The organism is Poseidonibacter lekithochrous (genome assembly GCF_013283835.1).
Lineage (GTDB): Bacteria > Campylobacterota > Campylobacteria > Campylobacterales > Arcobacteraceae > Poseidonibacter > Poseidonibacter lekithochrous.
In genome coordinates this window covers 2,364,917-2,385,966 of record NZ_CP054052.1, presented here as the reverse complement: position 1 = coordinate 2,385,966, position 21,050 = coordinate 2,364,917, and the positions used below count along the sequence as shown (strand labels likewise).

At 29.1% G+C, this 21,050-nt stretch carries 16 protein-coding genes and 3 tRNA genes; 11 read left to right on the top strand and 8 right to left on the bottom strand.

Features of this window, described 5'->3' with window-relative positions:
* Nucleotides 1–2: 2 nt before the first annotated feature.
* Nucleotides 3–1,958, bottom strand: a complete 1,956-nt coding sequence (acs, locus tag ALEK_RS11300; protein WP_071625063.1) for an acetate--CoA ligase — start codon at nucleotides 1,956–1,958, stop codon at nucleotides 3–5.
* A gap of 124 nt (nucleotides 1,959–2,082) precedes the next feature.
* Nucleotides 2,083–2,409, bottom strand: a complete 327-nt coding sequence (locus ALEK_RS11295) for a hypothetical protein (protein WP_071625064.1) — start codon at nucleotides 2,407–2,409, stop codon at nucleotides 2,083–2,085.
* Nucleotides 2,410–2,647: 238 nt separating this feature from the next.
* Between ALEK_RS11295 and ALEK_RS11290 the strand changes: the two genes are divergently transcribed.
* Both ALEK_RS11290 and ALEK_RS11285 read left to right on the top strand, forming a co-directional pair.
* Nucleotides 2,648–3,751: a PQQ-dependent sugar dehydrogenase gene (locus tag ALEK_RS11290; protein ID WP_071625065.1), complete on the top strand. Its 1,104-nt coding sequence runs from the start codon at nucleotides 2,648–2,650 to the stop codon at nucleotides 3,749–3,751.
* An 8-nt stretch (nucleotides 3,752–3,759) separates the two neighbouring features.
* On the top strand, nucleotides 3,760–4,269 hold the full coding sequence (locus ALEK_RS11285; RefSeq protein ID WP_071625066.1) for a gamma-glutamylcyclotransferase family protein: 510 nt from the start codon (nucleotides 3,760–3,762) through the stop codon (nucleotides 4,267–4,269).
* Here the strand turns inward: ALEK_RS11285 and ALEK_RS11280 are convergent.
* The 5 genes from ALEK_RS11280 to ALEK_RS11260 are packed head-to-tail and all read right to left on the bottom strand — an operon-like array spanning nucleotide 4,259 to nucleotide 9,202.
* The gene (locus tag ALEK_RS11280) at nucleotides 4,259–4,756 is read right to left on the bottom strand and encodes a flavodoxin (RefSeq protein WP_071625067.1); all 498 of its coding nucleotides are present in this window, start codon (nucleotides 4,754–4,756) and stop codon (nucleotides 4,259–4,261) included. The genes ALEK_RS11285 and ALEK_RS11280 overlap by 11 nt on opposite strands.
* Before the next feature lie 25 nt (nucleotides 4,757–4,781).
* Nucleotides 4,782–5,564: a CbbQ/NirQ/NorQ/GpvN family protein gene (locus ALEK_RS11275; RefSeq protein ID WP_071625068.1), complete on the bottom strand. Its 783-nt coding sequence runs from the start codon at nucleotides 5,562–5,564 to the stop codon at nucleotides 4,782–4,784.
* Nucleotides 5,565–5,577: 13 nt separating this feature from the next.
* A complete protein-coding gene (locus ALEK_RS11270) occupies nucleotides 5,578–7,356 on the bottom strand; it encodes a nitric oxide reductase activation protein NorD (protein WP_071625069.1) in 1,779 nt (592 codons plus the stop codon).
* Nucleotides 7,357–7,368: 12 nt separating this feature from the next.
* Entirely contained in the window at nucleotides 7,369–8,751 is a 1,383-nt protein-coding gene (locus ALEK_RS11265; protein ID WP_071625070.1) for a cbb3-type cytochrome c oxidase subunit I, read from the bottom strand.
* Nucleotides 8,752–8,755: 4 nt separating this feature from the next.
* Nucleotides 8,756–9,202, bottom strand: coding sequence for a c-type cytochrome (locus ALEK_RS11260; RefSeq protein WP_071625071.1), 447 nt, complete (start codon nucleotides 9,200–9,202; stop codon nucleotides 8,756–8,758).
* A 263-nt stretch (nucleotides 9,203–9,465) separates the two neighbouring features.
* On the opposite strand from ALEK_RS11260, the gene ALEK_RS11255 reads away from it, so the two are divergent.
* Entirely contained in the window at nucleotides 9,466–9,879 is a 414-nt protein-coding gene (locus ALEK_RS11255) for an RrF2 family transcriptional regulator (RefSeq protein ID WP_071625072.1), read from the top strand.
* A gap of 3 nt (nucleotides 9,880–9,882) precedes the next feature.
* Here ALEK_RS11255 and ALEK_RS11250 read toward each other — a convergent pair whose 3' ends face one another.
* A complete protein-coding gene (locus tag ALEK_RS11250; protein ID WP_228146257.1) occupies nucleotides 9,883–10,191 on the bottom strand; it encodes a peptidylprolyl isomerase in 309 nt (102 codons plus the stop codon).
* Between the two features lie 109 nt (nucleotides 10,192–10,300).
* Between ALEK_RS11250 and ALEK_RS11245 the strand changes: the two genes are divergently transcribed.
* The 8 genes from ALEK_RS11245 to ALEK_RS11210 all read left to right on the top strand — a co-directional run bounded on the left by ALEK_RS11245 (nucleotide 10,301) and on the right by ALEK_RS11210 (nucleotide 21,049).
* Nucleotides 10,301–10,377, top strand: a tRNA-Met gene (locus tag ALEK_RS11245).
* A gap of 16 nt (nucleotides 10,378–10,393) precedes the next feature.
* A tRNA-Tyr gene (locus tag ALEK_RS11240) sits at nucleotides 10,394–10,478 on the top strand.
* Between the two features lie 11 nt (nucleotides 10,479–10,489).
* Nucleotides 10,490–10,565, top strand: a tRNA-Phe gene (locus ALEK_RS11235).
* A 115-nt stretch (nucleotides 10,566–10,680) separates the two neighbouring features.
* Complete coding sequence (locus ALEK_RS11230) at nucleotides 10,681–10,998, top strand: c-type cytochrome (protein WP_071625074.1); 318 nt, start codon at nucleotides 10,681–10,683, stop codon at nucleotides 10,996–10,998.
* A gap of 62 nt (nucleotides 10,999–11,060) precedes the next feature.
* A complete protein-coding gene (locus ALEK_RS11225) occupies nucleotides 11,061–11,585 on the top strand; it encodes a PAS domain-containing protein (protein ID WP_071625075.1) in 525 nt (174 codons plus the stop codon).
* Nucleotides 11,586–11,773: 188 nt separating this feature from the next.
* Nucleotides 11,774–13,672 (top strand): FAD-dependent oxidoreductase, encoded by a 1,899-nt coding sequence (locus ALEK_RS11220; RefSeq protein WP_071625076.1) that lies wholly within the window; start codon nucleotides 11,774–11,776, stop codon nucleotides 13,670–13,672.
* A 13-nt stretch (nucleotides 13,673–13,685) separates the two neighbouring features.
* On the top strand, nucleotides 13,686–20,171 hold the full coding sequence (locus tag ALEK_RS17585; protein WP_071625077.1) for an ATP-binding hybrid sensor histidine kinase/response regulator: 6,486 nt from the start codon (nucleotides 13,686–13,688) through the stop codon (nucleotides 20,169–20,171).
* Entirely contained in the window at nucleotides 20,168–21,049 is an 882-nt protein-coding gene (locus tag ALEK_RS11210; RefSeq protein WP_071625078.1) for a diguanylate cyclase, read from the top strand. Before ALEK_RS17585 ends, ALEK_RS11210 begins: the two co-directional genes overlap by 4 nt.
* Nucleotide 21,050: the final 1 nt, after the last annotated feature.

Here is a 21,050-nt window from a genome sequence, read left to right as displayed (position 1 = left end):
AACTAATTTTTATTCTCTAAACAATTCTTTTGATTTTTTATAATATTATCAACTACACTTGGGTCTGCAAGTGTTGAAATATCACCTAGTTCCGTATAATCACAGTTTGCAATCTTACGAAGAATTCTTCTCATGATTTTACCTGACCTTGTTTTAGGTAAGGATGGCGTAAAATGAATATGATCTGGACTTGCAATTGAACCAATTTCATGTTTTACCCAAAGTTTAAGCTCCTCTTTTAACTCTTCATTATCTTCAACACCACTCATTAAAGTTACATAAGCATAAATACCTTGACCTTTTATATCATGTGGAAATCCAACAACTGCTGATTCTGCAACATATTTATTAGATACTAAGGCACTTTCAACTTCTGCTGTTCCTATTCTGTGTCCTGATACATTTATTACATCATCTACACGACCAGTTATCCAATAATAACCATCTTCATCTCTTCTACAGCCATCACCTGTAAAGTACTTACCTTCGTAATCAGAGAAATAAGTATCTATAAATCTTTGATGGTCTCCATAAACACTACGCATTTGTCCAGGCCATGAATCTTTGATACAAAGGTATCCTTTATTTTCACCTTTTAAAACATTTCCTTTTTCATCTACAAGTTCAGGTAGTACTCCAAAAAATGGTAGTGTTGCTGAACCTGCTTTTAAAGTCGTAGCACCTGCAATTGGACTAATCATGATTCCCCCAGTTTCTGTCTGCCACCATGTATCAACAATAGGACATTTTCCTTTTCCTACAACATCAAAATACCATTGCCATACTTTTGGGTTTATAGGCTCACCTACAGTTCCTAAAGTTTTAAGAGATGATAAATCAGCTTCTTTAACAAACTCATCTCCTGCTTGCATTAAAGCACGTAGGGCAGTTGGTGCTGTATAAAAGATATTTACTTTGTGTTTTTCACAAACTTGCCAAAATCTTGAAGCATCAGGATATGTAGGAACTCCCTCAAATATCACAGTAGTAGCTCCATTTGCTAGGGGACCATATACAATATAACTATGTCCCGTTACCCATCCAACATCTGCTGTACACCAATAAATATCACCTTTTTTATAATTAAAAATAGTTTCATGAGTTAAACTAGCATATACTATATATCCACCAGTTGTATGTAATACACCTTTTGGTTTTCCAGTTGAACCAGAAGTATAAAGTATAAAAAGTGGGTCTTCCGCATTCATAATTTCAGGTTCACAAATAGCTGGATATTTTTTGGCTTCTTCATCACACCAAATATCTCTGCCTTTTTGCATATGTACTTCTTCATTGGTATGACGAATTACTAATACTGTATTTACTGATACGCCTTCTTTTTCTAAAGCTTCATCTACATTTTGTTTTAGGGGGATTGTATGTCCTCCTCTTATACCTTGGTCTGCTGTAATTACTACATGGCTATCACAATCAATAATTCTGCCACTTAAAGCATCTGGAGAAAAACCTCCAAATACAACAGAATGAACAGCACCAATTCTTGCACAAGCAAGCATAGAATAAACAGCTTCTGGAATCATTGGCATATATATAGTAACCCTAGAGCCTTTTCTTACCCCTCGGGCTTTTAAAATATTTGCATATTTACATACATGATTATAAAGTTCTTGATAAGTAATATTATTTGAAGTATTAGGATTATCAGCTTCATAAATTAAAGCTGTTTCATTTGCCATATGTGGAAGGTGTCTATCTATACAATTTACACTTGCATTTAAGTATCCATCTTCATACCATTTAATATGAAGGTCTTCTTTGTTGAAGGAGACGTCTTTTATTTTTGTATAGGGTTTTATCCAATCAATTCTTTTTCCCATAGTATCCCAAAAGTTTTCTGGATTATTGATTGATTCTTTGTATAGTTTTAAGTAGTTGCTTTTTTTAATATGTCCTGATTTATGAAAATCAGAAAGATTTGTATATATTACAGAGTTCATGACTTTTCCCTCCTAATAGTTAAATGAGGAATGATGCTCTTTTTATAAATATAACGAATCTTAAATAATAATTGACCTTATAATTTAAGCTAAAATTTAAATTTAGCTTAAATTAAGATTGACCTTAAAGGTACATGATTTGAGAGATAAAGATGATGAAAATTACACAAGCAAAAGGAAAAGAGTGTCCTTTAAATAAGAAAGGGTTGATTTTGAAAAACTTTTGATTAAAGCCTCTAACACCTAACCATAAACCAAAAAATGCTTTGATACTTAACATAATTTGAAAGTTACTAAAACCATCTTCTGCAATTGGTCCAAATACTTTACCAATTAAATAAATTCCTGAAGCAACTGCAACTAGTAATGCCCAAGGTACTACTTTTCTTACGTGCATCATAATAGCTTCTCTAGCTTTTGCAGATTCTTCATCATTTAAAGTTTGTGACATTTTTGATAAAAATAAGTTATCTACAAATAAGAATCCTCCATAGATGAATACGGCGAAAAAATGAATTAGATGTATAAATGTAAAAGTAATGATATATCCTTTTTAGATTTTTTGTAAATATATAAAAATATAAGAATAATATCATTGATAAACATCAATTGACTATTTTTTGTATAAAAAATCATATAAATTTACTAAAAAAGTGATAAAATCATATATCAATAATAAAAGGTTTGTTATGAACTCTCTAAAAAAGATATTTTTTATTGTTTTATTGTTTTCTCTTACCTTCTCTTATGGGAATAAAAAGAGTTATCTTATTGATCAAATGTCCTTAGATTTGGGTATTCCTTGGGGAATGGCATTTTTACAAAAAGATAAACTTCTTGTAACTCAAAAAGATGGTCAAATTTTATTATTAGATTTATTTACACGAAAAAAAACTTTTATTAAAAATGCACCAGAAGTTTTCTATACGGGACAAGCTGGACTTTTAGATGTTAAATTATCACCAAATTATAAAATTGATAAATGGATATATTTTACTTATGTAAAAAAAGATAATAAAAAAGGCTCAACTACACTCTCTCGAGCAAAACTAGTTAAAAACTCATTAGTATCGTGGCAAGATTTATTAGTATCAAAATCCTCTACAGAGAATAAAGTACATTATGGAAGTAGAATTGCTTTTGATGATAATAATCATGTGTTTTTCTCAATTGGAGATAGGGGTATTCGAGCTAATTCACAAGATCTTACAAATCATGCAGGAACAATAATAAGATTGAATATGGATGGTTCAATTCCTTTTGATAACCCTTTTGTAAATGATGATAAAGTTTTAGATGAAATTTACTCTTATGGACATAGAAATCCTCAAGGTATGTTTTTTGATAAGAAAACAAAAAAACTTTGGTCAATTGAACATGGTCCAAGAGGTGGGGATGAAATAAATATAATTGAAAGTGGAAAAAACTATGGTTGGCCAGTAATCTCTTATGGTAAGGAGTATTGGGCGCCTTTATCTATAGGGGAGGGTGTTGCAAAAGTAGGAATGGAACAACCAATTAAATATTATATTCCTTCAATTGCTCCAAGTTCTATTCTTGTTTATTCAGGGAAACTTTTCAAGGAGTGGGAAGGAAATATCTTTTCAGGAGCTTTACGATTAACTCATCTAAACAGAATTATTCTAAATGATAAAAATGAAACAATAAAAGAAGAGAGATTATTAAAAGAAATTTACGAGAGAATTAGAAACGTAATTGAAGATGATGAGGGATATATTTACGTGTCTACTGATACTGGTAGAATACTAAGACTAAAACCAAATGATAGATAGGTTTAATTATGAAAAATATTGCAATATTAGTTTATGGAAGTTTGATTAATAAAGATGAATTAATAGGTGAGGGTGTTGATATAAGTTCTTGCACTCCTGTTGTATTAAAAGGGTTTAGAAGAGAGTTCTCTCAAAAATCTCAACGTCCTATTTATCTTGGTTCAAATAAAGCAGTACTAACAGTAATTAAAGATAAAAATAGTTTTTGTAATACAATTTTAGTACCAAATATAAAAGAGAAAGATTTAGAAGTTCTAGACTATAGAGAAGCTGGATACAATAGAGTTAAAGTATCACTTGATAGTCTTAATTTTAAATATCAAGCTTTAAATGAAAAAATAGATGAGGTATATATCTATTTAGGAAAAGATGAGTTTTATGATACTTCATTAGTTCCTATTCCTAAATATTTAGATATTTGTTTAAAGGGTGCTTCTTCTTGGGATGAAACATTTTATAATGATTTTTTAAAAACTACTTTTACCCAAGAAAAAAGCCTTAAAGAGTCTATAGAATAGAATCTTTAATTTGCTCTGCCCATGCTTGGATTCTCTCATCTGTTAAATCATCTTGATTATCTTCATCAAGAATTAATCCCACAAACTCTCCATCAATCGCTGCTTTTGATTCTTCATATTCATAGGTAGTAGTTGAAGTAGAACCTATAATATTTGCACCTTTACTTTTAACTTGTGTATAAATTTCTCCTAGAGCATCACAAAAAGTATCTTCATAACCTTCTTGATCACCTAATCCAAATAAGGCTACTGTTTTATTTGAAAAATCTATGTCTTTAAACTTATCCCATAAGTCATCAAAATCATCATTTAATTCACCATCACCCCATGTAGAAGTACCTATGATTACTTTATCAAATTCATTGATTTTATCAATATCTGTATTTGCTAAATTATATACTTCAATATCACCTAAAGCAGAAGCAATTTTTTCTGCAATCTCATCACCATTTCCTGTACTTGTTGTATAAAAAATTCCTGTTGACATAATTTATCCTTTTTATTTTTATAATTTATTTTGTAAAGTGTAACTTCACTAATTTTTCTAAAACTTCTAAAACCTCTTCTTCATCACTTAGTGATTGAACTATTGAGTGCATACAAGCTTGGTATTTATCAAAACCTTTTGCCATAAGTTTTGCTGCGTATACTAATAGTCTAGTTGATACGGCTTCTTGAATATCACTATCTGTTAATTGTCTAATTTCACTTGCAATTCTTACAAGTTTTAAAGCAGTTTCTTCATCAATACCACTTTCTTTAATAATAATCTCTTTTTCTATAGAAGCTTCTGGGTAATCAAAACTAAGTGATATAAACCTTTGTTTTGTACTTGGTTTCATTCCTTTTAAGACATTTTGGTACCCTGGATTATATGAAACTACAAGCATAAAATCAGGATGAGCTTCTATTAATTCCCCAGTTCGATCAATTGGTAAAACCCTTCTATAATCTGCAAGTGAATGTAATACAACAGTTGTATCTTTTCTAGCTTCGATTATCTCATCTAAATAACAGATACCACCTTCTCTTACAGCTTTAGTCAAAGGTCCATCTTGCCAATATGTACCATTTTCACCAATTAAGTGACGACCTAATAAATCAGCAGCAGATAAGTCATCATGACAAACAACTGTATAAACTTTTCTATCTAGTTTTTCACCCATTGATTCAATAAATCTAGTTTTTCCACATCCTGTTGGCCCTTTGATTAGTATTGGTAGGTTCATATTTGCTGCTGCTTCAAAAAGTTCTGATTCGTTTTGTTGTTCTAAATAGTATGTATTATTTGTCATATTAGTCCTTTTATTACTTTGTTAAATTCATATATATTTCTGGTAAAACTTTTGGTAGTTTTTTTGTATCTCTTATAACTACAAAACCATTTTTACCAAATAGGTGTGTTAAATAATCTTTCGCTTCTAAATCAATAGTTACACAAAAAGGAGTTATTCCTTTTTTCTTTGCTTCTAAAATTGCTTTTTTTGTATCTTCAATACCATATCTTCCATCGTATCTATCAACATCATTTGGTTTTCCATCACTTAAAATTAGTAATAGTTTATTAGATGTTTTTTGTTTTTCTAAAATCTTAGTTGATTCTCTAATAGCTGAACCCAATCTTGTGTAATACCCTGGTTTTATTGCATCAATTCTTCCTCTGATTAAATCAGAGTATTTTTCTTTGAAGTTTTTGATAATATGAAATCTTACATTTGTATTCTTCAAAGATGAAAAGGCATAAATAGCAAACCTATCTTGTAATCTCTCAAGTGCTTCTGGAAATACCAATAAAGCATCTTTTACCATATCAATTACTCTAATCTCAGACGTAATACCAGCCTCAGTTGATAGTGAAATATCAGCTAAAATCAAAGTACTCATATCTCTAGTTTTTTTCTCAAAACTCTCAAAAAACTTTTGATTATGGCCTTCTTTATTCTCATGGCCCTTATAATCAATCCATGAATCAATATTTATTTCATCTCCATAAGGAAGATTTGTTTTTTTGATTCTGTCTAATTCCATTAAATCTAGTTCATTTTGAACTTTTTTTACTATTTTATTTAATCTTTTTGGTATTTCTATTGGTTCTATATTTGTTGTAATAATTGGTTTGATTTTTACATAGTTTTCTAAATAGGCATTTTTTTGATAATCCCATTCGTCTAAGAAAAAACCTTTTCCTATTGGATACTCTTCTTGTGAATTTGATGAAATATCTAAATCCATTTTAATTCTGGCATTTAGATTTGCTTTTTTTGTTCCTAGAGTGATTTCATCTAAATCTTCCGCATTATATAAAGCATCTTCATCAAAACTATCATCTTCACTTCTATCCACATTTACTTGCTCTAGTATACTCATTACCCCATCTGGTAAAAACATTAATAAACCATCTGTTTTTTTCTTATCATCCATTTTGTTTACTTGTTTTTTCATTTGAAGTGTTTCCGTTTTTGAAGGGTCTTTTTTCCCTCCTTGCACTTCTTCTTCATCTTCAAAATCTTCTAAAACTTTCCCTGATTTTAAAGCAGGGTATATCCACATATAAAATGGTTGAGTATTTGTTGACTCATTTTTTAAATCTTCTTCATGTAAAGACTTAATAAATGACAACTCTTCATGGGTTTGAAATAGTTCCTTTGAACATCTTTCATAAAAACTATTAAACCCTTCGTATGTATTTAGTAATTCATTTGTATTTTTTATATTTTGAATGATTAGATTATTTTGAGTAACTGTAGGTTTACTCATCATTGCAACTAACCAAAAATATAACATTTCATTATCTTGTTTTTTTGAAAAACAAGATAATGAGGCAGGTAAATAAAGTGCTTTTTCGTCTTGCCAAGGAAGAAAGAAGTTTTTACCTGCTCCTGATATTTTTTCTATAAGAGTTCTATGTTTAAATATTGGACGCTTATCGGTAATTAGGATATCTTTTGCTTTATCACCTCCTAGAAGATGATAGAAAATTTTTAAACTTTTTTTTAAATCTTGGAAATATACTTTTTGTTCATCATAGTTTTTAGTGGCTTTTTTACTGATGTACTTATCCCAAACTTTACCGATATGCTCTTCCATGTTAAACCTTTACTATTTCGCTGTTACAGGTTCTTTTACAAAGAAGCTGTATAAATATACTAATAATCCCGTAAATGTCATAAGGCCAAATCCTAATCTAAATACGTATACTGGAATAATCTCTGCTTGTGTTGCCATAAAGCTTAATGCGTCGCCTGAATCTGGCCATCTTTGTAAGATAATTTGCCATGTTCCAGCTACTGTTAATGCTAGAGTAACTCCAAGCATTCCAAGTACCATTAACCAGAAACCAACTCTTTCAACTTTCTGTGCTTTTTCACAATTCCCTTTTAATCTACCTCTCATAATAGGCATTGCATAAGAGATAATACAAAACATAATCATGATATAAGCACCAAAGAATGCTAAGTGACCATGTGCTGCTGTTAACTGTGTTCCATGTGTATAGTAGTTAACTGGTGCTAAAGTATGTAGGAATCCCCAAACACCAGCTCCTAAGAACGCGATAACTGCTGTACCTTTTGCCCATGTTAAGGCAATTTTATTTTCATGATCAACTCTTCTTTGTTTCTCCATAGAGAAAGCATACATAACCATTAAGAAGAAGGGTAATGGTTCAACGGCTGAGGCAATAGATCCAATCCATAACCAATAATCAGGAGTTCCTATATAAAAGAAGTGATGTCCTGTTCCAACAATTCCAGATACTAATGTCATAGCAATAATTAAATATAACCATTTATCAATGTGCTCTCTATCAACACCTGTTACTTTAATAAGTACGAATGAAAGAATAGCACCCAAAATCAGTTCCCAAACACCTTCAACCCATAAGTGAATTACAAACCACCAGAAGAATTTATCAACTGCAAGGTTTTCTGGTAAGTAGAATGCAAATAAGAAAAAGAATGCCATTCCAAATAATCCAGTTACTAAAACAACTGTAATTACTGTTCTTCTACCTTTAAATACAGTCATTGCAATATTTAAAATAAATGATAAAACAACAATTACAATACCTATTTTAGTAATAGTAGGTTGTTCTAAGAACTCTCTACCCATGGTTGGCAATATGTTATTGTAAGTAATCTCAGCTAATGTTGCATAAGGAACTAATAAATATCCCAAGATAGTAGCAACTCCTGCTACTGCAAATACCCAGAATGTAATAATTGCTAACTTAGGACTCCAAAGTTCACGTTCTGATTCTTCTGGAACTAAATAGTATGCAGCACCCATAAATGCAAATAGTATTAATACAATAAGCAAGTTAGTATGTACCATTCTTGCAACATTAAATGGAATTAATGGAAATAAGAAATCACCATTGATATATTGGAATCCTAAGATTAATCCAAAAAGAATTTCTCCGGCTAGAAGAACTAGTGCAAAAATAAAATATGGCTTTGCTACCATTTGTGAAGTGTATTTCATTTGTTTATCCTTCTATATTTGGTGGCCATTCATTATCATCAATCTTTGATGTCCAGATTAAAAAGTTTGATAAATCATCAACTTCTTTATCACTTAGATTAAATTGTGGCATTTTTCTTCTATTTGGTGCATCTAATGGTTGTGCAGCCATCCATGATTTCATATATGTTCTAAAAGCGTCTTGGTTTCCTCCACCAAGTCTGTCAAACGCATTTGCTAATTCAGGTGCATAATATGCTCCTTCACCCATAATCGTATGACAGCCAACACAGTTATTTACTTCCCAAAGATTTTTACCACGTGCAACAGAGTGTGTGATTTTGTCTTCATTTGTAAGTTCAGGAAATTTTTGAACAGTGTCAAATGTTAGTCCCGCAAAAACTAATATTGCAAAAAGGCTTCCACCAAAATAGATATTTCGTGCAGTGTTTTTTGTAATTCTATCAGTCATTCTAACTCCTTAATTTTTTAATTCTACCTCAAGGTAGTAATTTTACATTTTAAAATACTACCTTGAAGTAGTATATTCGAATAGTAGCGATTGTTTTTTTAATTCCACCTTAAGGTAGTATTTAAAATGAGGTTAAATTCTACTTATTTGTAGAATTTAAGTCAAAAAGAGTAGAATTGTATTAGAAGTAATTAAAAAATGTTAATTATCATATTTATTTAATTATTTTTCATGTAAAATGTTTTTTACAAAAAGGAAGTTTAATGCAATTTCATACTACTACACAATATGCAATACGAGTATTGAGTTATATCGCTAAACATGGAAAAGATAGATTATATAGTGCAAAAGAACTATCTGATATCTTAGTTATTCCATATAAGTTTTTAACAAAAATCATGTGTGAGTTGGTTAAATCAAATTTTGTAAACTCTATTCGAGGTAGAGAAGGGGGCTATGAACTTGCAAAGCCTTCAAATGAAATTAGTATACATGATATACTTGAAACCTTTAAAGACTTAGAAGATGATACTAAGTGTGTCTTAGGTATTGGTCGTTGTGATAATAAAAACAAATGTGTTTTACATGATCAATGTTATAAACCAAGAGAATCTCTTAGAGAAATGTATAAGACTACTACATTAGATAAACTTGAAGAACAAGACTTCAAGATGTAATATTTATTTGTAAACCGTTAAAACTTCAATTAAATGAAAACCAAACTCAGTTTTCACAGGTCCTAGTACTCTATTAATTTGTACATCTTTTGCAAAAATTACATTATCAAACTCTCTTACCATATCACCTTTTTTAAAAGTTCCTAAATTTCCACCTCTTTTTCCTGATGAACATTTTGAAAATCTCTTTGCAGCTTTCTCAAATGTGATATCTTTTGCAATTATCTCTTTTTTTATCTTTTTTGCTAGTTTTTCTGTATTCACTAGTATATGCTTGGCTGATGCTTGTGGCATTATAGTCCTTTTCTTAATATTTTGAAATTTTAGCTAAATAAACCAATAAATAGATGAAATTTGATATTCCTTTAAGTTTAACAAGCTAAAATCCCATTCCTGTTTAAGTAAAGACTTAAACAAATGACGCGGAATAGAGCAGCACGGTAGCTCGTCGGGCTCATAACCCGAAGGTCACTGGTTCAAATCCAGTTTCCGCAACCAATTATATTTATTCAACGGGAAGGTTGGAGAGTGGTCAAATCCTGCGGATTGTAAATCCGCCGCCTACGGCTTCGAAGGTTCGAGTCCTTCTCTTCCCACCATTTTAAAGTGTGGCGCGATAGCTCAGTCGGTAGAGCAATGGATTGAAAATCCATGTGTCGACAGTTCGATTCTGTCTCGAGCCACCACTTTTACTTATCAACAAAAACAATCAAAACTTTTATCAAACAATTAACTTTCAAAATTAACACAAATTAAAACTAAACTAGTTATTCTTTATTATATAAGATAAAGGAGTTTCCCATGAAAAAGCTTATTTTACTTTTTCTAATACTTTATTCATCTATACTTGCTCGAGAACCCCAAGAAATCATTGATACTATATGTAGTACTTGTCATGGCTTTACTATGGAAAAAAGTTGTTTTGGTGTATCTGAAATTCCAAATACTTTAAGTTCTTCATATATATTAGAATCTTTAACCGCATATCGTGCAGGAAAGAAGAGTGATTACAGAATGGGTTCAACCATGACTGCTGAAACTAGTACTTTAAGCGACGATGAAATCAAAGCTTTATCTATATATGTAAAAGCATTAGGTAAAAAGAAAAGCAAAGAGTAATAGTCAATTAAGTACTTCGTTTTATTATATGAATAAGGATATACTTTTCTAAAGGATTTTAGATGGAAAAAGTTATTCCTAAAAATGGAGAAATTGAATTAGAAAAAAATAGATATCTTGTAAGTGAAACAGATGCAAAAGGTGTAATTACTTATTGTAATGATTATTTTACAAAGATTTCAGGCTACTCAAGAGAAGAACTAATAGGTCATCAGCATAATATTATTAGACATCCTGATATGCCTAGAGTAATTTTTAGACTATTATGGCAGAGAATTCAATCAGGAAAAAATATTAATGCAGTAGTAAAAAATCTTGCAAAAGATGGTAATTATTATTGGATTTTTACTGAATTTAAAACAAGAATTGATTTAGATGATAATTCAGTAATCGGTTATACTGCTCACAGAAAAAGTATATCTCATGATGCCGTAGATGTTATTGCTTCTTTATATTCAAAATTAAAAGAAATAGAAGAAGAGAGCAGTATGGATGATGCGGAGAAATATTTAAATGAATTTTTAAAAGAAGAAGGCAAAGAAATAAACTTTGTAAATCTTTTAGATCATATTCATAAATTCTATTAAAATAATTATTCTTAATTGTTCAATTAAAATATAATATATCAAAGATTAATACTCACACTTTACTCACTTTTTTATAATATAATTATTTAAGTATCTATGAATAAATAATTATATTATTTCTAATAAATAATATTAATGCTACGTTCTTGTTATATGATTTATTATTTTAATTTGAAGGAAAGTTTCTCATGCAATTTAATACCAACTCTACTACTTATTTTAGAAAAAGTTCTGATAATCCTTGGATTCCACATTTCCCTAACCCTGCTGATTTTAGATTTAATTATTATCATCTTATGAAAAATGCCCCTAAAGGGATTGGAAAACTAGAAAAAAAAGTGGCAATAGTTGGTGCGGGTAGTGCTGCTATGTCTGCGGCTCGTGAACTAATGAGATGTGGATGTGATGTGACTATTTATGAGGCTAGTGATAGAATTGGTGGTAGGTTATATACTCAAAGTAATCCAAATGGAGAAGATCAAACAGGTATAGAACTTGGTGCAATGAGAATGCCTTTTTTTGCAGAAGGTGTTGAATCAAAAGATGCTAAAGAAGCACAAAATTCGCTTTTAGGTTATTATCTTTTTGATGAGAAACCCAAAAATGCAGCAAATATTGCCGTATTTCCTAATCCTGGTAATGCAAAAGGTGGAACAGGTATTTATGTAAATAAAGGTTTTGGTCCACAAGTTCATAGACCTTTTAAGAAACCTCAATTAATTTCTTGGCCAAAAGATAAATATGCTAATAATGAATATATTGAACATTTAACAAAAAAAGTTGATAAGTTTATAAAGTTTTTTACTAAACATATTAGTAAGATTTATATTGAAGATAATCATAAGTGGGAAAAATTGTGGTCTAATATTGTAGAACACTATGATCCTATGACATTTGATGATTTAGTAATGGCTCCTTCTCATTATCATAAAGATGACCAGTGGTATGATTGTTCAAGTGGTGATCTTGGTGGAATGGGTATGAATGAAGAAGAGGCTTCTGTTTTATATACAATTGGTACAGGTGATGGAAGTTGGGGAGCATTTTATAGTATAGGTTCACTTTGGTGGATAAGATGTACTATGTTTGGTTTTGGAGGGCAGGGACTTCAAACAGTTACAGGATTCTCAAACCCAGAAGATTTACCATTTTATAAAAAAAAGGTAAAAGATTCTAATAAAGTAAAACTTATCTCTCCACGATATGAAGGAATGCAAGGCTTTGTAGAGTATTTGTATTATGTTCCGAGTATTTGTCATGATGGAAAGAAAAAAAGTCTTTATAAAAATGCTTCTTTATATGTAAACACATCTGTTAGCCAAATTAAAAAGCTCAAAAATGGAAAGATTAGAATTAAACATACAAATGGTAAAGAAGAGTTTGATCATGTAATGATTACTTCAACTCAATGGGCTACTCAAATGTCTATTGATATTAAAAACTTCCCTTTTAATGAACTGCCTTTACAAAAAATTACAGCAGAGCATACTCAACATAATATTTCAAGTTGTAAATTCTTTTTTCCTTTAAAAACTAAATACTGGGAAAAGAAAGATTGTAAAATCCCACAAATTTTAGTTACAGATTCTTTTATTCAAGATGCATATGCTTTTTCATGGGATAAAAATAAAGATGATACAGGAGTGATTCTTGCAAGTTATACTTGGGAAGATGATTCTTTAAAACTTTTGCCATTTAATCAAAAAGAGTTATCAGAATTAATTCTAAAAGAATTAAAAGCTATTACCTTAGAAACAACAGGTCAAGATATTACACAATATATTGATAGTGAAAAACCAGTAATGATTCAATGGATTAATGAACCATCTTATATTGGTTGTTCAAAGCTTTATAGACAAAGAAACGAAGATCAAAATATGTTGGATTTAACATATAATCAAAACTATTCTTGGATGTCAGGACTTTATTTTGCAGGGGAGAACTATAGCGTTGAAGGTGGTTGGACAGAACCTGCTTTAAGATCTTCTATTGATGCTGTGATTCAAATGATACATCATAATAATGGAAAATTTACAGTAAAAGATTTTTCTTATAACTATACATATCCAAAGTGGCCAGTTAACTAAAAAAGGTATAAAAGTGAAGAGTAGACTTTATGAAATAATAGATGGTGGAAACCAGGTTTTATCTAGAAAAAGTAAATTAAGTTCTAAAGATGCTAATAAACAATGGCGTTATGAAATACAGTTTTCAAAACAGTTAAACTCAAAGTTTATTCTTCAATTCATAAAAGTTGATGAACCTAATACTAATTTACTTTATGAAAAATTTTCTTTAACCACTCTTCATGACTTAATGGTTGATAACCTTTTGACAATAGAGCAAAAGATTGACATTTCTTACTCATTAGTTCAAGCACTAAGTGATATTCATTCAAGCAAGTTTGTATATCTAGCCTTGGAGCCTATTAAAATTTTATATGATGTATCAAAAAAAGAGTTAAAGCTTTTTGATTTAAGTAGAATTGTTCAGTATCAAAAAAAATATAGTTTTGATGAATTATCAGAATCTTCTATAAATTTAAACTATATTTCCCCAGAACAAACAGGAAGAACTAATACTAATTTAGATTATAGAAGTGACTTTTATATATTAGGTATTATTCTTTATGAGCTTTTTTACCATAAACCTCCATTTGTTGATAATGATCCCAATAAACTAGTTTATAAGCATCTTGCTCTATCTGCTTCTTTTCCAAAAGAGATTTCCGTAGGTAGAATTATTCCTAAAATCATTGCTAAACTTCTAAATAAATCCCAAGATGAGCGATATCAAACTCATAATGTTTTACTGCAGGATATAAAAGTAGCACTAGATGATATTAAGGGTATCAATAAAGATAATGATAAATTTGTTGTTGCTAAAAATGATATTAATTCACAGTTTAATATTCCTCAAAATTTATATGGTAGACAAAATGAGATTAAAAGACTTACTTCTTTACTTAATCATGCAATAACAAAACACTCTGTATTTGCGGTTGTTGCTGGCTACTCAGGAATAGGAAAATCTCGTGTTGTACATGAATTATCACCAATTGTAAAATCAAAAAATGGTTTTTTTCTTGAGGGTAAATTTGAACAGTTTAAAAAAGATATTCCTTACTCTGCATTAATTAGTGCTATATCTTTATTAATAGATTATTTATTTACTCTTCCCAAAAGTGATTATTTAAAATGGCAAAAAAAGTTAAATGATAAAGTAGGTCCTAATATTCAATTAATAGCAGAATTAATACCTAAACTTCAGTCTTTAATAGTTCATAACAAAAAATTGCCAGAAGTTGGTGCTGCAGAGGCTGAAAAACGATTTCATAATGCTTTTATAAACTTAATAATGGCCTTTTGTACAGAAGGGACTTCTGTAGTTATTTTTTTAGATGATTTACAATGGGCAGACAATGCAACTTTGAAATTAATTGAAAATATAGTTTCAAATTTAAAACAAAAAGGGTTATTTTTTGTAGGAGCATATAGAGATAATATAGTAAATAAATCCCATCCTTTATCCCAAATGTTTTATGAATTAGAACAAAATAACATAAATTATGATGATATAAAATTAATGCCTTTATTACTAGATGATGTGATATTATTAGTTTCTCATACCCTAAAAAAAGATATAAAAGATGTTATGCCTTTAGCAAAAGCTTTATATGAAACTACCCAAGGGAATCCATTTTTCTTAAGGGCTACATTAAAACAGTTGTATGACAATGGCATTATTTATTTTGATGAATATAGTGCTTTGTGGAAATGGAGAAAAGAACAACTAAATAAAATGAAATTTAGTGCTAATGTTGTAGATTTAATGCTTACAAAACTAAAAACATATGATGAAGATGATCAGTTTTTATTATCTTTAGCTTCTTTAATTGGAACTAATTTTTCTTTAAAAACTTTAAGTAAAGTAGTTCAAAAAGATTATGCTCAGACTTTAAAACATTTAGAAATTGCCCTTGAGGATAAACTTATTGTTCCTCAGAATAATGCATATTTATTTGTCTCAGATAAACATGAATTAGAAAAAGCACAATTCTCTTTTATTCATGATAGGGTACAACAATCATCAAATTTGTTAATGGATGATTCAAATACAAAGTATTACAAGTTACAAATTGGTAAAGAACTTTTGAAAGAAGAAGATGAATCTTTACTTTTTCAAGCAGTAGAGCAGTTAAATGTAGGGATAGATTTAGTTGAAAAAGAATCCTTGAGAATTGAATATGCACAATTAAATTTAAAAGCTGCATTACAAGCAAAAAAAGCTTCAGCCTTTATTCCTGCAAGAGAGTTTTTAAAAGTTGCAGTTGAATTTATTGGTGATAATAATGATAAAAATATTGATACTTTATTAATCGATATATATCGAGAACTTGCCCAAACTGCCTACTTATCAGGAGAATTTGAATTAGCAGATACTTGTTATTCAAAGTTAAAAGAGTTTGAAATGCATAAACTTCAAAAGATACAGTATCTTTTGGTTCAAGCAAATCACTATCAACTTCAAGGAAGATTCTACGATGTATTAGATGTTATTAATGAGGGTATTTCTCTTGCAGGGATATCCTTTCCTAGAAAAGAGTTAGACTTAGAAAACTTGATGCATGAAGAGTATGGGTTTATTGATAGTTATATTAAAGAGTCAAATAAAACTATTCTGAATATGAATGATATGAAAGATCCTCTTTTAATAGCTGTTATGGAACTAATGAGAGTTCAATGGTATGCTTCTTATTTAGTGGGTAATAATATATTAAACTCTGTAATTTCCCTTACGATGACAAAATTATCTTTACAAGAGGGATGTAGTGATATTTCTCCTTTTGCCTTTGTTACAAGTGCATTAGTTGCACATATGGCTAAAAATGATCCCTTAAAAGGAAAACTTCTAGGTGAATTAGCAATTGAAATTTCAGATAAAAGAAATAATAGATATATTAGAGGAACAACTTATCTTCTTTATACAACATTCACACATCCTTGGCATAGTTCAATACAATCATCAATTCCTTATTTTAAAACAGCATGGGAGTGTTCAGAAGAAACAAATGATTATGTAACTGCTGGATATATAATTAATGTAAAATCTACTGATAGTTTAATTGCTAGTATGAATCTTAAATCCTTAGAAAAACAATATTCTCAAGAGATTCACTACTTACAAAAAGTTAAACAAAAAGATATGGAAGATGCTACTGTAGCTGGTGCTGTGCAAGCTGTTAAGGCACTTTTAGGAAAAACGAAAAATGGTAGTTTTGATGATGAGAATTTTAATGAAGTTTCATATTTAAAACAGTATGAAAGTACTGGGTTACATCAAGCATATTTTTATCAAGCAAGAATTAGACATGCTTATATTATGCAAAGTGCAAATATGTCTGATTATGCAAATAAACATACTATTGTTGAGCAATTTCTACCAGGACAAGCAAAAATATTTGAAGCTAATTTTTACTCAGCTTTAATTTACTTAGGTATTTGTACAACAGCTAATTCAAAAGAGTTTGAATTAGCATATGAAATTTATGAGAAGTTTTGTAATTGGGAACAAAATACTAAATCAAATTTTACCCATAAAAGATTGTTACTTGAAGCAGAAATTGCAAATATAAAAGGTGATTCTATTAAAGCTCAACAATCTTACGAAGAAGCGATAAAATCAGCTCAAGAGTATGGTTTCTCTAATGTAACAGCAGTTGCATATGAGTGTTATGCAAGATTTGCATACAAGTTTAAATTAGATAGTTTACTCAGAATGTGTTTAGAGAAAGCCCACTTTTGGTATGGGTATTGGGGTGCTATTGCTAAGCAAAAGCAACTTGAGTCAAATTGGAAAAAGTATGATATTAATTTTAAGAAAGAAAAAGAGAATATCAACTCTTTTGAAACTCAAACAATCTTTGATTCACTAAATCAATTATCAAGTGCTTTAAAAAGAGACTCTATTTCAAATATTTTTTTAGAAACAGTTACAAAATATTCAGGTGCAACATATGCAGCGTTAATTCACGTTGAACAAGAAAAACTTCATATGATTGCTCAAGATATTCAAAATGAAAATAAAATAAAACTTTTTAATATAGGAGAGTTTATTTTAGAAGGTAATAGTCAATCTGTACCTGAAAATCTACTTCATTATACCTTGAAGACTCAACAAGCCCAGCTTTTTAACTCACCTATTGAGTGGACTGCTTTAGGTGGGAATTCTTATCTAGAAACTAAAAAACCACTTTGTATTATTGTTCAACCTTTGCTAAATCAAGAAGGTATTACAGCATTGTTATATTTGGAACATGAACACTTGACTCATGCTTTTAATGATAAAATTGTGCAATCAATTTCTTTAATATCCCAACAAGCGGCAACTGCAATTGATAATGCAACATTATATGAAGATATGGAAAAAAGAATTAAAAAAAGAACAAAAGAGCTTGAAATAGAAAAAGAAAAAGCTGAAGAGAGTACAAAAGCAAAATCAGAGTTTCTAGCAAATATGTCCCATGAAATTAGGACACCACTTCATGGTATTTTAGGAATGAATCATTTACTTTTACAAACAGAATTATCTATAAAACAAAAAAATTATATTGAAAAGATTGACAATAGTTCAAGAAACCTTCTTGAGATAATTAATGATATTCTTGACTTCTCTAAAATTGAAGCAGGGCAGTTAAAGCTTGATAAAATTGAGTTTGATTTATTTAAAACTATAGATAGTGTAATTGGCCTAATCGAATTAAAAGCCCATGAAAAAAACCTTGAATTAGTAGTTGATTATGATATTCATGCATCAAAGTTCTTTTATGCTGATAGTTTACGAATCACTCAAGTTTTAACTAATCTTTTAAGTAATGCAATAAAGTTTACAGATTCAGGGGAAATAGCTACTTATATAAAAAGAGTTAATAAAAATAGATATAGGTTTGAAATAAAAGATACAGGTATTGGATTAACAATAGAAGAACAAAGTAAACTATTCAAATCTTTTTCTCAAGCAGATAGTAGTACTACTAGAAAGTATGGTGGTTCAGGTTTAGGACTAAGTATTTGTAAACAGCTAGTTGATTTGATGAATGGAAGAATTTGGATTGAATCACAAAAAGGTATTGGTAGTTCATTTATTTTTGAAATTGATTTAGAAGAGATTGTTGTTGAACATAAAAATGTTAGTTTTGATGATAAAAAAGTTTTAATAATTGACAATAATAACTCTTGGCAAAAAGTTATAAAAAAAATCTTTAATATGTTTGGATTTGAGGTACAAAGTGTTTTTACTATGAGTGAAGCAAGTAGTATTATTGATAAAAATAGTTTAGATTTAGTCTTAGTTGATTGGAACGATTTTAAAGAAAAACAAATTGATGAACTAAAAAATATAAAAGAGCAATTAGATGATAATTGTAAACTAGCAATTCTATCAAGCTCTTTTAATTATGATTCTGTAATTAATCAATCAAAAGATTTAGGAATTAGTTTTATTTTACAAAAGCCAATAAATCAGTCAGTTTTAAATGAAGTCCTAAATAGTATATTTTTTAAAAATGAAAGAATTGAATATACATTTAAATCGGAAAAAAGTAGCTTTAAAAACCAACTTCCTTCCCTTCATGGAAGTAATATATTATTAGTTGAAGACAATTTGATAAACCAAGACATTATTTTGGGTTTATTAGAACATAGTGGTATTAATATTGATTTAGCAATGAATGGAAAAGAGGCAATTGATTTATTTACAAAGAATATAAATAAATATGAATTAATACTTATGGATATTCAAATGCCAATTATGGATGGTTTTGAAGCAACAAAATTTATAAGACATAAAGATAAAAAAATACCTATTATTGCACTGACTGCAAATGCAATGTTAGAAGATAAACAAAAAACTAAAAAAGCTAAAATAAATGAACATTTAAATAAACCAGTAAATGTAAATAAACTATATGAAGTACTACTAAAATATATAAGTAAAAAAATATCAATAATTGAGAAAATAGATATTGATGATGAAAAAAATGCTGATTTTCCAAGACTTAAAAATATAGATATTAAAAAAGGATTATCATTTTTAGGTAATAACAGTACCTTATACAAAAACATACTTAATAATTTTTACAATGATTATGTTAATATAAATTTAAATAGTTTTTTAGATAAAGAGTTTTATATTATTTTACATACGATTAAAGGATTAAGTGCAAATATTGGCGCTAACAACTTATCAAAAACTGCTTATAAAATTGAGGAGACTAAGGATAGAAGATTAGTTAATACCTTGAATGAAGAATTATATAAAGTTTTAAGTGATATTGAGAGTTTAAATATTACAAAAGCTAAAAAACTAGGAAATAAAAAAATATTAAAAAAAGACAAGAGAGATGAACTTTTTGGTCTTTTATTATTTGCATCTAAAACTAAATTAATTAAAAAATGTAAGCCTATATTAGAAGAAATTGATGGCTATACCCTTGATAGTGATGATCAGTTATTGTTTAATGAAGTAAAGGTTTTAATTAAAAGATACAAGTTTAAAGAAATAATTAACATATTGGAAAAATCATGAATAATAAAATATTAGTAGTAGATGATAGTGAATCAAGTATTGAAATATTAGTTGAGCTTTTAGGTTCTGATTATGATGTTCTAGTTGCTTTAGATGGGGAAACTGCTATTGAAATAGCAAATGAAGACAAACCGAAGATAATCTTACTTGATATTGTAATGCCTGAAATAAATGGTTTTGAAGTTTGTCAAAGACTAAAAGGTTCCGTTTGCACAAAAGATATTCCTATTATCTTTATTACTGCAAAAAGTGATGAAGAATCAATAGAAATGGCTTATGATTTAGGTGGGATTGATTATGTTACAAAACCTTTTAAATCAAAAGAGTTGCTAGCAAGAGTTAAAACTCAAATTGAATTAAAAAATCTAATTACTTCTTTAGAGTATTTATCTTCCCATGATACAATGACAGGTATTTTAAATAGAAGAAAGTTTTTTGAATTAGCAGCTTTGAATTTTAATAAGAAAATAGAAAAACAATATTCTGTAATGATTGATATAGATAGGTTTAAAAATATAAATGATCTTTTTGGACACCATATGGGTGATACTGTAATTAAAAAGATTGTGAATGCTATTGATTCTCATGTAAAAGAAGATACTCTCTTTGCTAGATTAGGGGGAGAGGAGTTTGTTTTATTTGGACAGTATGACTCAAAAGATTCAATTTATGATGAGATAGAATTTATAAGAAAGAAAATAGAAGACTTAGAAATTTATGAAGATAAAGGAGCTAAAATATCCGTAACTATTAGTTGTGGTATTAGTTTCTATAATGACAAATTTACTAGTATTGATGAGTTACTTAAAGATGCTGATGAAGCTTTATATGAAGCAAAAGGTCAAGGTAGAAATAAATCAATTATTAGAAACTCTTAGA